Annotated in this window: 14 protein-coding genes; 10 read left to right on the top strand and 4 right to left on the bottom strand. The window is 54.3% G+C overall.

All coding sequences use genetic code 11. From position 1 onward, the window contains the following. Positions 1 to 86: 86 nt before the first annotated feature. A complete protein-coding gene (locus tag FFS57_RS04635) occupies positions 87 to 1,319 on the bottom strand; it encodes an arabinose transporter (RefSeq protein WP_137936598.1) in 1,233 nt (410 codons plus the stop codon). A 203-nt stretch (positions 1,320 to 1,522) separates the two neighbouring features. Between FFS57_RS04635 and FFS57_RS04630 the strand changes: the two genes are divergently transcribed. Further along, the gene (locus FFS57_RS04630; protein WP_137936597.1) at positions 1,523 to 2,173 is read left to right on the top strand and encodes a TetR/AcrR family transcriptional regulator; all 651 of its coding nucleotides are present in this window, start codon (positions 1,523 to 1,525) and stop codon (positions 2,171 to 2,173) included. A gap of 152 nt (positions 2,174 to 2,325) precedes the next feature. Here FFS57_RS04630 and FFS57_RS04625 read toward each other — a convergent pair whose 3' ends face one another. Continuing rightward, entirely contained in the window at positions 2,326 to 3,078 is a 753-nt protein-coding gene (locus FFS57_RS04625; protein ID WP_137936596.1) for a M949_RS01915 family surface polysaccharide biosynthesis protein, read from the bottom strand. A gap of 598 nt (positions 3,079 to 3,676) precedes the next feature. Between FFS57_RS04625 and FFS57_RS04620 the strand changes: the two genes are divergently transcribed. Together FFS57_RS04620 and FFS57_RS04615 are read left to right on the top strand one after the other, a co-directional pair. Continuing rightward, a complete protein-coding gene (locus tag FFS57_RS04620; protein WP_137936595.1) occupies positions 3,677 to 4,702 on the top strand; it encodes a LacI family DNA-binding transcriptional regulator in 1,026 nt (341 codons plus the stop codon). Between the two features lie 14 nt (positions 4,703 to 4,716). Next, positions 4,717 to 5,451, top strand: coding sequence for an alpha/beta fold hydrolase (locus FFS57_RS04615; RefSeq protein WP_137936594.1), 735 nt, complete (start codon positions 4,717 to 4,719; stop codon positions 5,449 to 5,451). Between the two features lie 268 nt (positions 5,452 to 5,719). Here FFS57_RS04615 and FFS57_RS04610 read toward each other — a convergent pair whose 3' ends face one another. Next, a complete protein-coding gene (locus tag FFS57_RS04610; protein ID WP_137936593.1) occupies positions 5,720 to 7,102 on the bottom strand; it encodes a DUF1501 domain-containing protein in 1,383 nt (460 codons plus the stop codon). A 12-nt stretch (positions 7,103 to 7,114) separates the two neighbouring features. Further along, complete coding sequence (locus FFS57_RS04605; protein WP_137936592.1) at positions 7,115 to 8,800, bottom strand: DUF1800 domain-containing protein; 1,686 nt, start codon at positions 8,798 to 8,800, stop codon at positions 7,115 to 7,117. A gap of 663 nt (positions 8,801 to 9,463) precedes the next feature. Here FFS57_RS04605 and FFS57_RS04600 point away from each other — a divergent pair. The 7 genes from FFS57_RS04600 to FFS57_RS04570 all read left to right on the top strand — a co-directional run. After that, on the top strand, positions 9,464 to 11,143 hold the full coding sequence (locus FFS57_RS04600; RefSeq protein WP_137936591.1) for a WD40 repeat domain-containing protein: 1,680 nt from the start codon (positions 9,464 to 9,466) through the stop codon (positions 11,141 to 11,143). 123 nt (positions 11,144 to 11,266) lie between these two features. Beyond that, complete coding sequence (locus tag FFS57_RS04595; RefSeq protein ID WP_249383883.1) at positions 11,267 to 12,706, top strand: HD domain-containing protein; 1,440 nt, start codon at positions 11,267 to 11,269, stop codon at positions 12,704 to 12,706. A gap of 68 nt (positions 12,707 to 12,774) precedes the next feature. Beyond that, complete coding sequence (locus FFS57_RS04590) at positions 12,775 to 13,443, top strand: GTP cyclohydrolase II (RefSeq protein ID WP_137936589.1); 669 nt, start codon at positions 12,775 to 12,777, stop codon at positions 13,441 to 13,443. A gap of 15 nt (positions 13,444 to 13,458) precedes the next feature. Further along, on the top strand, positions 13,459 to 14,454 hold the full coding sequence (locus FFS57_RS04585) for a formylglycine-generating enzyme family protein (protein ID WP_137936588.1): 996 nt from the start codon (positions 13,459 to 13,461) through the stop codon (positions 14,452 to 14,454). A 13-nt stretch (positions 14,455 to 14,467) separates the two neighbouring features. Then, a complete protein-coding gene (locus FFS57_RS04580) occupies positions 14,468 to 14,977 on the top strand; it encodes a VOC family protein (RefSeq protein WP_137936587.1) in 510 nt (169 codons plus the stop codon). 93 nt (positions 14,978 to 15,070) lie between these two features. After that, positions 15,071 to 16,045, top strand: a complete 975-nt coding sequence (locus tag FFS57_RS04575) for a nucleoside hydrolase (protein ID WP_137936586.1) — start codon at positions 15,071 to 15,073, stop codon at positions 16,043 to 16,045. Then, positions 16,042 to 16,619: MFS transporter (locus tag FFS57_RS04570; protein ID WP_171013617.1), on the top strand; the 578-nt coding region annotated here is incomplete at its 3' end. The genes FFS57_RS04575 and FFS57_RS04570, both read left to right, overlap by 4 nt.

Genomic DNA, 16,619 nt, shown 5'->3' with positions numbered 1-16,619 from the left:
ATTGCAGACCTTGTTGCATCGATCCCTGGTTCACCAGGGCATGGGCGGCGTCTCGGTTCATGTTTTCAGGCTAACACAGCTTTTTGTCAGCGTGCAACGGCTTGTGCCTGCCGACCGGGCTGGCGTAACAATTGGCTCGCAATCAGTACCGCACTGGCAACACATAGGGTGCTGACCAAGTAGACGTTCTTTACGCTAAATTGACCAGCAATCCAACCCATTACCGGACCGGTCAGGCCCAGTGCAATATCCAGAAACGCGACATAGGCGCCCATTGCGACTCCGCGGCTGTCTGCCGGAGCCCGCTTGACCGCCTCCACACCAAAGCCGGGAAAGGCCAGTGAATAACCAAAGCCAGTCAATGCTGCGCCCAGGTACGCGACAGCGGGGGTGGATGCTTGCCAGATCAGCCATTGGCCGCCGGCCTCGATCACGACGCAGACCAAGGCGACTTTGGCGCCGCCCAATTGATCTGGCAAATGTCCAAACAAGAGACGCGCTACGATGAAGGCGATGCCGAAGGTGGTGAAGGCCAGCGATGCTTGTTCCCACTGCTTGGCAGCGAACAACAGGGCGATGAATGCGGTGATGACACCGAACCCGATGCTGGTGGCGGCTAGCCCCAACCCTGGCAACCAGACATCCCCCAATACTTTGTAGAATGGTACCCGACGTTGGCCAGAGGGTTTGACGGCCGGTGTGCGTTGAATGATCAGCAGGGCCAGCAGTGGAATGCAGATGGCCGCCAAGGCGATACCACTGAAGTGAAATCGCGCATACAGCTGTGTACCGATCGGTGCCCCCGCAGCATAAGCTGCATACATGGCCATGCCGACCCAAGCCATGACCTTGCCGGCACGCTGCGGCCCAACCAGCCCGATACCCCAGGCCAGTGCGCCGGTCACAATCAGGCTTTCTGCGGCCCCCAAGATTACTCTCCCGATCAAGAGCAGGATGAGTGACATGTTGGCGTTACGAAAGGCCAGATGAGAAGCCAGGTATGCGAAACCCGATGCGGTTGCCAGCCAGAAGCCGGTCGTCATCGCTTGTCGGGCCCCCTGCCCATCCGCCATGTTGCCGGCCCAGGCGCGGGTGAGTAGCGCGGCCGCAAACTGGCTGCTGATCAGGATGCCGACAATGATGGGGCCGAATCCCAATTGATGCTGGATATGTACCGGTAGAACCGGTAGCGGTAGCCCAAAGGTCAAAAAGCCGACCAGGACCGCGAGGGTGATGGGTAGTAACGTCAGAAAGACATTTGAAGTGTCGATCACATTTACCGGACGATTGGATGGTGATGTGCGATGGTGGGTATCCATGCTGAGTTTCCTGTAATGAGAAAAGGCTGATGCCAGTGGGCAAATCACCTGTGTTCAGCGGTTCCCTGCACGAATGACAATATGGTGCGGGCTGATCCTGGCTGGTGTGGTCGATCGCGACCATGAAATGCGAGTATTTGCTCACTGTTGCTGCAGATGATATAAATTCCGCCACCTATTGAAAACTCGCATCCAGGCAAGCCATGACAGACATCCCAAAACCGCGCAAAGCCCCGCGCCAGCAACGTTCGCAGCAGACGGTCGAGATCATTTTGCAAGCTACGGCTCGCATTTTTGCTGAGAAAGGTTATGCCGGGACCAATACCAATCTGGTGGCGGAACACGCTGGCGTCAGCGTGGGGTCGATCTACCAATACTTTCCCAATAAGGATGCACTGGTGGCTGCCTTGCACGATCGCCATGCCGCGCAGATGTATCAGGTGATTGACGTGGTGTTGTCTGCAACGGGCAAGACAACACTGCAGGAACATGTAGCAGGCATGGTTCGGGCCATGCTGGCCGCCCACCTGATTGAACCGGCACTGCACAGAATGCTGGAACGGGAGTTTCCGTTCTTTGACGAGCCAGCGACGGAAAGCAAAACCGATCAGAGCATTTTCATGCGTGTGCGACGCTTGCTGAGCGATTGGCGAGAACAGGTCGTGCCAGACAATCTGGATCTGGCTACCTGGGTGGTCTTACGTATGCTGGAGTCCATGGTGCACGCTGCGGTCATCGATCCACCGGACTTTCCGATGGATGCCATTGAACGGGCGATCGTGGATGCGGTGATGGGGTATCTGACAGGTAGGGTAGGCAACGCACCTGTTCATGTTTTGAAGGGAAGCGGTTGAGCGGTACATTGAAATGAACTGTTTCCTTGGAAACCGCAGCCCCATCTGCCTTATCAAACAAAGGTAGGCGAAGTATCGTCAATTCGCACCGAGTGGGTATGCCTGTCAAGCTGGATTAGCTGACCTTGCGTATCCATGCGGTGTTTGTAGTCTTACTTGCCTGATTCCGGTTCTTGTGGGATCGGGTGTTCCTTCAATACCGTCTTCCAAACTTGTTGTGCATGGGCCAGAAATGGTTGGGGTGCGTCGACAAAATCCTTGTCGGATTCGTAGCAGCCATTGATTGAATAAGGTTGAGCGTCAGGCGGGCAGCGGGGCTCGGTTGGCGGGAGCTCGCCATTGCTGATCTGGATTCCATCCATCGTCGTCCCTCGCAGGGCATATTTTTGGCTGCGCTCACGCAAGATCACCTTTTGGGTCAAGGGGCTGACATCGCCAGCGCAAGTCACACGGTAAGCCAGGGTGACTTCGTGCACGCCATTGCTGTCCAAGTCTGTTACCTGGATACCACGTTGATAGTACGCAGCCACATGATCAACCGGGCAGGGTGACGTGCTGTCGTTCAATTTCCATAACATGTCATAGGTGTCACCGACTTTTCGGTATTGTGCGGCATACAGCCAGTCTTCTACCGCATCACCATATTCCGCTGAATGGAATTCACGGGTACCGTGACTAGCAACCAGCACGTGCTCGCCATCTGCCTCTGACCAACGCAGAATCTTGTCGATGGTGCCCTTGTGCTTGAGGCCGGTGGGTAATGCCTGCAAGGTGTCGATAGGTGGGGGTGTACTTGCCGCAGGAGCTGTTGATGGATGACGGTCGCAGGCTGTCACCAGCAATGTGACTGCCATCGAAAGTAACAGGGAGGGTCGTCGCATTGGGAATACAGGTAGGTCAGACATTTGGGACACTGGTCCAGACCAGGGCCACATCAATAATCGCGGATTATGGTTGGGGGCTGTGCAAGGTGTCAAACCGGGCTGGTGACAAGTGACTTGGCGCGCACGGTAGTTGGGTGCTGTGCTGGGTGTGGGATCATGATGTCAGCACGCACCATCATGCATGGCGCTGAGATTGGCCATTTCATCCTGATATGGTAGCCCGGGTCCGCCACATTGACCTGGATGGGCAGAGGTGATGTTCCCCTTTAACTGACCCGGAAGCCAAAATCCACGTTGCCATTCGGTGCGGTGGACAGCCGTATCTGAAAGACGGTTGCCTTGACTTGGTGATGGCAAGTTGTGTGGGGGCGCAGATAAATCTGACCATCCTGCCGGGTGATCCCGTGGCCAGACCACTGGTCGATTCAGCCATTCGCCGCGCTTCACAAGCGTGTCATCCACAGGCACCATGTTACAAAAAAGTGGCCGGTCAAATGTAAAGTCTACTGGCCCATTCGAACATGATCGAAATCTCTACATAGTCAGCCACTTGGTACTGTTGACGTCGTTTCAAATCATGCTGTGATGTCCAGGATCTCAAGTCGGCAACGGGTGGAACATGAATAAATACAGCAATATTTCCACCCATGCCCCCACATTGGAAGATGTCGCCAAGCTGGCGGGGGTGTCCACCAGTACAGTATCCCGTTTTCTCAATGGTGCCGTACCTGTGTCCGAAAAGCGTCGCAAACGTATTCAATCGGCGGTGGAAGCGCTGCAATTTACCCCGAATTTACTGCCTAAAAGCCTCAAGAAGGGCCGGGCAATGACCGTCGGGGTGATTGCGCACAATATGGTCAGCCAATATTTTGCCGAGATCCTTACCAATATTGAACATGCGTTGGCCGAAGCTGGCTATGTACCACTGATTGTGACTGGGCATTGGTCCGAAGCGGTGGAGGCGCAGCGGATCGAGCTGCTGACAGCGCGCCGTGTCGACGGTATTATTCTATTGGCCGGCAAGTTGCCGGATGAACGGGTATTGTACTATGCACGCAAAACACCGATTGTTGTCACAGGGCGGCATCTGAATGGTGAAGGTGTGTTTGGTTTTACCCTGGATAATCAGGATGGGGCATTGCTGGCGGTCGAGCATTTGTTGAAGCAAGGCCATCGCCGTATTGCCTATATTGATGGCCGGTTGGGTCACGAAGATGCTGCAGCACGCTTGCGCGGTTATCACGATGCATTAGCAAGGTACGATATACCATTCGACCCGGATTTGGTTGCGTGCGGAAATTTTGTCCAGACTGACGGCTATGCGGCAGCTGAAGCGTTACTTGCCCGCAACAAGCCTTTTACTGCCTTGTTTGCAGCCAATGATGAAAGCGCGTTTGGCGCGCGTCTGGCATTGTTTGAGCATGGGCTGAGGGTGCCGGAGGATATCTCGATCGTCGGCTTCGATGATATCCCAGGTGCTGCCTATGCGACCCCTCCACTGACCACCGTGCGCCAGCCACTAGCCGAAATCGGCATTACTGCCGTCAAAGCCATGCTCAGCCTGTTGGATCGCAAACCAATTGAATGGGACATGCCAGCGTTGACATTGCAAGTCAGACGTTCAACTCGCATGATCCTTTCCTGAAAACAGGTGGACATATGCTGACACTGGTGCTGTTACCAGGGCTGGATGGTACGGCAACCTTATTTGAGCCACTGCTCCCGTATCTGCCACCTCATGTCCGGATATGTCCGATCCATTATCCGCCCGAGCAAACTTTGGGTTATTCAGCATTGGTGGCGTTGGTGAAACAAGCGTTGCCTCGCCATGGCCCCTATGTGGTGTTGGGTGAATCCTTTTCTGGCCCGGTGGCTATACAACTTGCAGCACAAGCAGATCAACATATGGTGGGGCTCATTTTATGCTGCTCCTTCGCTTGCAGTCCTCGGCCGAGCTTGATAGGGTTGCGTCCGTTGATTGGCCTGACTCCGATCCGATGGCTTCCGTCACGTTTGCTGGCAATGCTGCTATATGGCCGAGGCGCACATGTTCAGTTGCGGAAGCTACTGGAAAAGGCGTTGGCCCAGGTTGCGCAGCGCGTTCTACAACATCGTCTGCAAGCAGTATTGGACGTGGATGTGCTGCCGGATTGGCAGCGAATCGCCCTCCCGGTTTGCTACTTGCAAGCTACCCATGATTTACTGATTCCTGCATCGCAGGTCAGTCTGCTCAAAACCATGCTACCCAGCATGCAGGTATCACCGCTTGCAGGTCCACATGGCTTGTTGCAAGCCAGCCCTGTTGCAGCAGCAATTGCAATCCGGCACTTTCTGTCTACTCTCGAGAGTCGGTCTGTTATCGACGACTGCGATCAACAAGTCAGCCCTGCCTGAAACCAAGGCCGTTTTACACGGTGGCATTCCTATGGACGAAGTGTGCAGTCAGTATCACCAGCAGGATTATGAATGTCACTTCATACATTGAGCCTGATGGATGGAGTACCTCCAATTTCAATGTGATTGATTCGTTGTGTCAGCATGGTCCATGCCCGAATCAGTAAATATCGGACTAATATATCGCCGTTCAATTCAAGCCGGCCCATTGATTTGGGCCGGTTTTTTATTGGTGGGTCTGGGTTATGCAGACTACGACCACGGATGCTTATAAAAAGCCAAGGTTGGCTGTGGTAAACCTACCGATGTTCGGCAATATCAGCGGTAGATCGGATGCTGCCACGCCTAACCATTGCCCCAGTGTGGCTGCATATTGATCCACCGCAATTTTAGGAATCAGTCGGCCCGAGCCTACGTCTTCCGGTATCCCAAGACGTGTTTCCGGTATCGTCCCGACAATCTGCCTGCCTTTGACTGCACCGCCGACAACCATGTGATGACCGCCCCAGCCATGATCAGAGCCGTCGCCGTTACTGGTCAGGGTGCGCCCAAAGTCAGATGCGGTGAATAGGGTGATTTGCTGATCCAGCCCTAGCTGGACGGTTGTACTGTAGAAATAGGCGATCGCTTGCGCCAGTATCGTATGCAAATCTGCTTGTGTGGTCAGTAGATTATCATGCGTATCGAAGCCGCCCAGGCTGACAAAAAAGACCTGTCGTTTCACCCCAATCGTCTGACTGATGCCTGCCATGCGAGCGACAATCTGCAGTTGCTGTGCCAGTCTGTTACCTGCCTGGGCATCACTGAGTGCAACGCGTGGGTCAGTTGCCGGCAGCCCCGCCAATGCGGTGTTGAGCGTATCGAACGCAAGGATGGAGCGTTCTGTAATATTCCCCAGTTCATCCTGTAACAAGTGGCTGCGGGCCTGCGTAATCAGATTGCGCAGTGCGGTACTGCCTTGGGGGGTGCTAAACAGCGAATCGGACAGGTGTGAGATCCCGACGGGGCCACCAGTACCGATCTGATATTGCCTGACTTGGTTACCAGTCAGGAATACCGCATTGGATGCGGCTGAGATCGTCGTGAATTGTGCGGCACTGTTCTGGCTCATCAACAGATCACCCATGCGGCCGCCCCAGCCGATTTTTGCGCCTTCGGGTAACAGGGCCTGCCAGATGGCCTGCTGGTCATTGTGTGAAAACAGTTTGGGTGGAACCGGTACCCGGCCGGATCGATACTCCGCCGCATCAGCAATGGGGGCCAACAGCGTACCGATGTTGGCAAGCACAGCGGCATGGCCCTGATCAAACAAGGCTTTCAGCGGTGCCAACTCAAGGGGTAGGGCAAACCGCCGCCCACCTTGTGGATTGGTTGGGACGATTTCCTGCAATGCATCGTACGGGTGGGCGATACCTGACCTTGCGTCCAGATACTGCTGGTAGGAGGCAGTGTCATAGGGGATGACCGTGTTGTAATGATCATTACCACCAAACAGAAACACACAGACCATTGCCCGGTAGTCGTTGGCATTGGCTGCCGAAGCTGTATTCAATAGTGACAGATTCAGCGCGAAGGGTGCTGCTGCACCCATCAGCCCAAGCGAGGCGGCATGACGAAGGAAGGCACGGCGTGATGCTTGATGTGTAGTCATGATTGGGCCTCCTTAACGTTGTACCAGATAATCTGAGGATGCCATCACCAGATAGACGGCCAATTGCACGCGATTGCGCCGTGCCGTGGCCGCTTTGACTGGATCGGCAGGGATGGTAATGGATGCCACCGCGTTACGGATTGTTTGCCGATTGCCTGAGCTTAAACCACCATATGCGAGTAGCAACTCCACTCTGGCTAACAAAGCATCCGGGTTGTCGGCCAATGCCAGTTCGGCGGCATAATCCGGCGGTATATCACGTACATTATTGGCAGTTGTGCCTACGCCTTTTGCCACCACGTTCTGCATGAAGTTCAGATAACCGGCGACCGAGGTTTCATGGGTAATTTGAAATTCCGGCGCCACCAGGCCCCGGTCGGCAATAGCAGTGCCAGGTGGTACATAACCTGGCCGGAAGAAGTTGAAGACCGAGGGCGAGCGCATTGGCGTTTGTGCCAGCGATGTGGTGGTACTGTCGGTATTGCCAACCAGATAATTGCCGGAATTGGACGGTTTGCCGAAAGCGCGCATCCAGTTGGCCAACCGCACCACAGGTTCTCGCAGTTTGCCGAACGCAGGACTGTTGAGTTGGTTCAAGTTACGGGCTTCGTTATCCAGCAGGATGGCGCGAATGATGGCTTTCATGTCACCCCGTATGCCCTGCCCATTGTTGGCAAACACATTGGCGACGCGTTGTACGTAAGCGGGACTTGGGTTGCTGGTGACAAGCCGTTGAATCAATTGCCTGGTGATGAACGGCCCGGTATTGGGGTGGTTGAACAGCCGATCCAGCGCCATACGCAAACTGTCCGGCCCATTGGTACCTGCCGGGATGATGACGCCGAGGAAGCGTTTTTCACTGGTCGAATGAAATTTCGGGTAATTCTGCATCGGTATGACATCTCTGTTCGGATCTTTGACCGATCCATTGAACCGGGCATCAGACAGATCCGGCCCGCCCCAACTCCATCCGGTAAATACCTTGGCCAGCCCGGTGACATCGTCGTTTCCATACGTTTCGACAGGTTTGCCATTGACCAGTCGTGGTGTGCCATCCGGATTCAATTGATACAGGCCGATGGAGAACAACTGCATCACCTCCCGTGCATAGTTCTCGTCCGGGACCCGGCCTCGTTGCGGGTCTTCCTTGCGATTTTTCAAGTGCGACAGGTAAATACCCATCATCGGGCTGGTCGAGACGGCTTCCAGCAATTGCCTGAAATTGCCGAAGGCATGTTGTCCCAATACATCCAGATAGCCGGCCACTCCGCGCGGATAGTTGCTCAAACTGCCATCCACACTGATCACGAACAATTCCGACAACGCAAATACCAGACGCTGTCGCAGCTGATCATTCCCGGTGGCTGCCTGCCTCCAGAAACTTTGGTAAACGTGGGTGGGTAATGCTTTGCTGCCAGGTGGCAGGCCGCTGATGATCTGATCCAGATAGGCCTTGTGCGATGTCGGCGGTGCTGTGAACTGGTTGTTCAGCCAGCTGATGAAGCCCTGCTGTGCCAATTTCTCAATATCGCCCGGCTTGGGGCCAAAAGTAGCCTGTGCCAGAAAGCGTGCTGCTTCAGGTTGCGGCAGGGCGACAACCAATGGCGATGTTGTCAGGGATGGGGTTTCGTTGGCGTTTGCGCCGGCCGGGTTGACCAGATAAAGCAGGGTGGAAATAAGACAGCATATGGGTTTCATGGCGAGATCTCCATCGTTCTGGCATCAGTTGTGCGGTATTCAAAAGCGGACGAATACGGATATCGGGAATCTCTGTTTTAGTGCCTGAACCCGATGGAACAAACCGTTCACCGATCGGCGGAAGAATAATTCTGATAGCCGATCAAATGGAATTTATTGTGCCTATGCGTATATTCGACGTTGATGCGACTAAATGGTCCTCGCCTGTCACATTGATGAAAAACATTGCTGTGTCATTATTGGCTTCTCGCCATGTATTGAATAAATGATAGCTGGAAATTAATTTTTAGTTAAATCAGTCTGATGTCATTTTTGATATATTGAATATTTCATTTAATTGACTTTCGAGATTGCAGTTTTATTTTCTAGTGGATAATATAATTCCCGATTAGGACCGCTGTACAGGTAATTAAAATAAGGCTCGTTGATATGTCATGTTGATCGCCGCCTTGCCAAGGCGATCTTGCTTGTTTGTGCATGGTGATGAAGTTTCACCATGTGTGAATGCCCCGTTGGGCTTGGTGCAAACCAGGCAGGTGTTGCGCTTGCTAGGCCAGTCTGCAGTCATTCCATTATTTTTGCTGCCATTTGCTCCTGAGTTGGTTGATAGCTATTGGCCTGGGTTTATCAAATGGTGACGGCTTTATTTCATTAAGGGAAATAATGAAACACTTTGCCCCGATCAGTGGTATTGCCTGTTTTAAAAATCAATATATTGCAACTGCTGGCTATGATAATCAGGTGATTTTATGGGATGCCATTAGCCAGAAACCAATTCATCGCGTATTGCACGATCATCTCGCCAATCAGTGTGCATTCAGCGCCGATGGCCGATTACTGGTCAGTGCCAGCAGTGATCATACCGCCCGCATCTGGGCGGTGCCGACACTTCGTTTGAAAGCCGCGTTGATTGGGCATGAAGACGATATTGAAATGGCAGCATTTTCGCCGGATGGTTCTCAGGTGGCTACCTGCTCGCGAGATCACACCATCCGGTTGTTTGACCTGACTGGACTATGCCTGAAGGTGTTGCGTGGTCATACTGCGGATGTGATCTCGGTCAGTTGGGCTGCGGATAGTCGTAGTCTGGTGTCCAGCAGTGATGATGGTTCGATCCGTCGGTGGGATGTCGCCAGTGGCCATCAGACGGATTTGATCGACTTGGGTGGGGTTGAAACCGATACCTTGGCTTTGGCACGTGACGGTACCATCTTCGCGGGTGACGACGAAGGCCGCATTACGGTGATCACGCCTGTACAAACGTGCGTCATCCCAGCCCACGTGGCGGGTATCAAACGCATCGTATTTGATGATGTACGTCGTTTGCTGGTGAGTCTGAGCTATGACCGTTCGGTAATTCTGTGGCGGGCGGATGCCCAAGGTACCTTGCAGCAGATAGCGCAGTCGGCACTACCCAGTGTCATCTGGCCACGTAGCTGTGCGTTGCTGGGGGATGACCAGATTGTATTCGCCACATTCGGCTCACGTTACGCCACCTGGAATCATCGGCAGGACAGCTGGGAGCTGGATGGGATCGAGCCTGCCATCAGCCTGAATGCCGTGGCGTTGGTAGAAGGCGATGAATACACCATTGGCGATGCCGGCGTGCTCCACATCAATGGCGAGCCATCGGTCAATGTGGGCAGCCTGTGCAATTTTCTGCAGCCATTCGGGTCGTTACTGTTGACTGGTGGACAAATGGGTACGGTCTTTGACGCTATTTCCGGTCAAGTATTGCATCGGCATCGTTCCCCACTCAATTGTGCTACCACTTTCATGAAGGATGGCCGATTGCATGCCGCCATCGGTACCTATACCGGTGAAGCCATCATTCTGGTGCTGGATGAAAATGATCAGGTGCAGTATCAAGGTGATGTTGCGATGCACGACAATGCCATCAAAGGCATTACTGCTGATGACGAACTGTTGTTCAGCGTATGTGCAACATCAGCCGTCGCGTTTCATCGTGTGGCCGATTTCAGTCTGGAAAGCTACATCGATGACGCTCACGAGCGTATAGCCAATGGTTGTACACGCATCGATGGTGGCTTTGCCAGTATCAGCCGTGATTTGAAATTACGGATCTGGCGGGGTGGGGAGAGCGAAGTGTTCGATACCCCTCACACCCATTCGGTGAAATGTATTGCAGCTTCTGCAGATCAGCGCTTGATTGCTACTGGTAGTTACGGCGGTACTATTGCCGTTTTCGATGTAGAGGCACGTGACTGGATCGAGATGGGCAAGCCTACCGCCAGTGGCATTTCCTGCCTGGTCAGCGATCAGCGATCCAATGGTTTTCTGGCCAGTTCCTATGATGGCCGCGTTTATCAGGTTTGCTCATAACCTAGGTTTTGCTCGAGCCATGAAACCATGCCAGAGAACCCAGCTATCGCTTGCCCCAGATTTTGAAAAAGGACGGGGTGTGCCTCGTCCAGCCTCTGTTTTTACGTGATGGAGCTTTTTACGGTGACACAATCTGCTGCTGATCCGAACCTTGCTGCGACGGTCCGATTCATTCTGGAAATGGATCGCCTCAAATCCGTCTACCGCCAATCTCCGTTGCTGGATGGTACTCGTCGTGAAAACTCTGCCGAGCATTCCTGGCACATGGCGGTCATGGCCATGATTCTGGCTGACTATGCCGACCAACCGGTGAATGTGGCACGTGTGGTCGAGCTGTTGCTGCTGCACGATATTGTCGAGATCGATGCAGGTGACGTATTTCTTTATGACGACAAAGGCAGTGACAACAAGCACGACAACGAACAACAGGCTGCCAATCGCCTGTTCGGCATGCTGCCGGCCCACTTGGGAGAGCGACTGAAAGCTGCCTGGCTTGAATTTGAAACCGGCGATACGCCAGAAGCCCGCTTCGCGCGTGGGTTGGATCGCTTTCAGCCGTTATTGATCAATTTCTACAGTGGTGGCGGTACCTGGAAGCATCCACAAGTCCATTACGACAAAGTGGTTGCCAAGAAGTCGGTGATTGGGCAGGGGTCCACATTGCTATGGCAGCACGGTAAAGCGCTGCTGGATGAAGCAGTCAGGCAGGGCATCCTGCGTACTGCACCAGCGGCGGTATCTTCTGATATCGCCCAGCCATCACCGTTTCTGCGTCAGGCTTCGGAGCAGGCAGATAACGCGCTGCGTGACAAATTGCGGGCAATGGAGGACGCCTACGACATCAAGCTGCCGACGGTGATCTCGTTCGAGCATGATGAACTGCATGAACTGCATCACCAGCCATTTGATGGGGATGCCAGCCAAAGCCGTGTGGAGATTGCCTCCTGGGGTGTGGCGCGTATTCCACAACAGATTCGCCAACTGGGTAATCTGGCGCGGCAGCCATCACACGCGGCTGAAGACCGAAGCGTCTACAAGGCCATTTTATTGGATATTTACCGTGCTTTGCCTGTGGATGTGATGGCATTGGTGTCAGCTTCAGATACGCTGGTCGTTGCGCCGCGTCGTGAAGGATATTTACTCGCCGACAGCTTGGGCTGGTTACCCGACGGTCGCTACCTTGCCCCCCACGCCAAGCGCTTCAAGCATGCAGGGGGGATGGTGGTGGGCTGTGATCTGATTCCACCCACCTCGGCTTATCGACGGTGTGTGATGGTGGATGGTGCCATGGCAAGCGGCGTGTCATTGATGGCGATGATGATCGAGCTGGCGCCAACTGTGCAGGAATTCATCGTGCTGACGGTGCACACGACAGGCGTTGCCATCAATGCATTGCGTCATATGGCTGCGCGGTTGCAACGTCCGTTGACCATCTATGCCGGTGATGTCAGTGGCGATTTGAGTGACAAGTTCTATGCTGTTTTGCCAGAAACAACACCGCCGCAAGTGGTGGTGGGGGATTTGGGTGACATGATTGCCGGGCCGGTTACTGTCTTTGCTTGATGTCGTCTTGAAAAAAGCGTAATCGTCGCCATACGGTATGACTTAAACCAGCGCATAAAGTACATCTCATGAAGTCAACTCAATTCAGTGCCAGTGTTCGACAGACAGTTGATCTGCCAATTCTGGGAGGCAATGCCATTGCCAGGCTCAGCACTTTTGATCATCTCAGTGATGGTCGTGAACACATTGCCCTGCGGCTGGGGCCGGTGACTGGCGATATTCCCTTGGTCCGGCTGCACTCCGAATGCCTGACCGGGGATGTATTCGGTTCGCAACGCTGCGATTGCGGCCCGCAGTTGACCGAATCCTTATACCGTTTGAATGCCAGTGGCGGTTACCTGCTGTACTTGCGACAGGAAGGTCGAGGGATTGGGCTGTACCCGAAGATCGATGCTTATGCGTTGCAGTCGGAAGGTATGGATACGTTTGCCGCCAATCGTGCGCTTAATTTTGCGGACGATGAGCGAGATTACCGGTGTGCTGCAGAGATGTTGCTGGCACTGGGTGTTGCCAAGATCAGACTGTTGTCCAATAACCCGGACAAAGCGCAGCAATTGGCTGGGTTGGGGATTGAGGTGGTAGAGCAACTGCCGACGGGGGTGTTCTCCAATCACCACAATCTGGGCTACCTGAAATCCAAATCCGAACAGGCCGACCATAGTATCCGTCTTGGTGACGCCGGTCATGGCACCCACCATGCTGCCCAGTGTGGCGAGGCATGTCATTCGCTTTCTTGAAAACAGGATCCTTACATGCAAGCAAACATGTGGCCGGACCGGGTAGTGGGTGAAATCAACGAGATTACCGATCGGGCGGCAATGGGGTTGCCCGAGCATTTTGTCGCACCGCCGCTGGCAATTACGCCAGCCGTGATGAACAGCGTCCGTTCAGCCAGCAGCCATGACTTGGCGTTGTTGGTGGAAGATGCAACGGCCGAGGTAGCCCGGCGTATTGCGGCGGGCTGGATGTTGAGCCTGATAGGCGATCCACGGCTGAATCCGCTTGAGCCGACCATGGTGAAGGTCCAGGGGGGGCGTGGCGTGATTGGCACCGATCTATCGACGGTCGATGCGTTGTTTGAGCGCTATGTTCAATTTGGCGTCAAACGTTTGTGGATTGAAAAAGAATGCCCAAGGTTCGCTGTTGATATCGGTGAGTTTGCCATCGGCAAATATCCGGTCACCAATGGTGAATTCATGGCATTTCTGAGCGATACCCATTTCCCAGCGATTCCATCCAGCTGGCCCTATGGCAAACCACCTGCGCATGCGCTCAATTCGCCGGTCTATACCATCACTGCCGAGGCTGCTGAAGCCTATGCTGCCTGGCTCAGTCGCAAAACCGGCCGAGCGTTCCGGCTGCCGACCGAGTTTGAATGGGAATATGTGGCGGCGGGCGCTACCGGCCGGTCGTTCCCATGGGGCGATCGCTTCACCGCAGATGCCGCCAATACCATGGAGGCTGGCCTGCTCAGTACCTCACCGGTTGGTGCCTTCCCGTTGGGGAATACACCGGCGGGCGTGGCTGATTTGGCTGGTAATGTCGAGGAATATGTCAGTGATACCTATCGCCCGTATCCGGGTGGGCAGGTTGTCATGGATGACCTTTACCTGAAACTGGGCGCATACCGGATTGCCCGAGGGGGCGCATTCAACCGTTTCTCGGATCTGGCACGTTGCCAGCGCCGGCATGGTGCCTATCCCAGCAGTCTGTACGCCATAGGGTTCCGGTTGGCTGAAGATATTTGAACAGGACAACACAATGGATTCATTGCAGGTACCTAAGAAGGGGCCGTTCAAGGTTTTGGGTATTGGTGAAGTCGTGCTGCGTGTGGCGGATATGGACACCATGCTGAAGTTCTATACCGAGACCATCGGCCTGCAGCTGTTGCGGCGCTTCGATGACGAAGTCGCTTTCATGAAGATTGCGGACGGGGTCGCGGGGCAAGTACAAACGCTGACACTGTTCAATCGTCGCAAGCATTCCAATTTTGATGACAAGCCCTGGCCTGGTTGGGATGCCAAGCAATCAACACTACACCATATTGCGCTTACCATCACTGTGTCGGATTACGAGGCGATGAAGGCGTTTGTGGAACAGAAGCAGATCCCTCACAACATTGCTGTGCATACCTGGATTGGCTGGCGCTCGATCTTCCTGATTGATCCGGAAGGGAACACCGTGGAGCTGGTATGTTACGACGAACGCATTGACCGGCATGAGACCTACCATTACGACAAGCTGTATGGTGACCCACACGGCGAACATTGAGCATGGCGGACGAAAATCCTGATACTGCCTTGTGCCGCTTTGCCAAAGGCGCTTTGCCGAATTTTGTAAGCCACGCTTGAAAGTACTGAAAACATGACACGATTGAAGCTAGTTCTGGACGTGGATACCGGTACCGACGATGCGGTCGCCATCATGATGGCAGCCCTGCATCCAAGGCTTGACCTGGTGGCCTGCACGGTGGTCAACGGTAATGCGCCGGTCAACTATTGCACCGACAACACGTTGCGGGTACTGGATAACATTGGACGAGCTGATGTACCGGTTTATCGTGGTGCACACAAACCCTTGGTACGGCCAGATTTCCCCAAGCCTCGCGATCCGGCCAAGCCAAAGGCTTTACATGGTTTGACCTTGCCGCTACCGGCAACATCCCGGCAAGCGGAGGCCCGCCATGCTGCACAATTTCTGGTCGAGCACTTTGCTCAGTACGGTGAGGACTTGATGCTGGTCGCAGTTGGCCCTTTGACCAATCTGGCCCTGGCTGTTGAGCTTGATCCATCATTTCCAAGCCATGTACGTCGATTGATCATCATGGGCGGTGGTCATGAGGTGGCGAACACTACGCCATCCGCCGAGTTCAACTTCTGGGCTGACCCAGAAGCCGCATCGGTGGTGTTCAATGCCGGGTTCAAGGATGTCACCGTGGTGCCGCTGGATGCGACCCATACCGCGCTGATTACCTATCAGGATTGCGAGCGCCTGGTACAGGCTGGTACACCGGCTGCATTGGCGGCGGAATTGTTCATCCGTCAGCGGATCGATGTGCATGAGGAAACCGAGAAGATGCCCATTCCGGGGTCGGCCCCGGTGCATGATGCGTTGTGTATCGGTGCGTTGTTGGACCCGGAATTGATCATCACACGTCAGGTGCATGTGGATGTGGAAACGGCGGGCAGCTTGACGGTGGGACGAAGTGTGATGGATGTCCACCAGCGTGGTGATCGACCAGCGAATGCCAGGGTGGCCTTCAGTGCTGATCGACAGCGGTTTGTCGAATTGATGGTGGCCACGCTGTCATTGACTGCCGATGAAGCATGCGTGTCATGACGCAAGCTGAGCTGGCACCGACCAGAACGCGGTGGGGAATCATCCTGCTGCTTTGGTGGTGCGGTATTGGCAGCGCCATGCAGTTTGCCAAGGTCTCGGTTGGGTTTGATGCCCTGGGCACACAATACCAGTTGTCACTGCCGCAAACGGGCTGGTTGCTGTCGATGATTGGCATCGTAGGCCTGATTTTTGGTGCCACGGCTGGTGTGATGGTCCGGCAATGGGATTATCGCAACAGTCTATTACTGGCTTTGGCAGTTGGTGGATTGTTATCGCTGGGGCAGGCTATGCTGCCACCGCTGTCAATATTGATGCTGAGCCGGGTGATTGAAGGGATCTCGCATTTGGTGTTGGTGATTGTGGCGCCAATTTTGATGCATGTATTCAGTGCGCCACAGCATCGTGCTATTGCCATGGGGCTGTGGGGGACCTTCTTTGGGGTGGCCTATTCCTTAGCCAGCCTGTTTGCCGCGCCAGTGTTGGCGCACTATGGCGTGCAAGGTTTGCTGTTGGGGCATGGGGCTTTGTTGCTGGCTCTGGCGGTGGGGGTGGGTGGATTGATGCCTGCAGGAGC

Origin of the sequence: Chitinivorax sp. B (genome assembly GCF_005503445.1) — a bacterium.
Classification (GTDB): Bacteria; Pseudomonadota; Gammaproteobacteria; order Burkholderiales; family SCOH01; genus Chitinivorax.
This window is presented reverse-complemented; position numbering and strand designations above follow the sequence as displayed.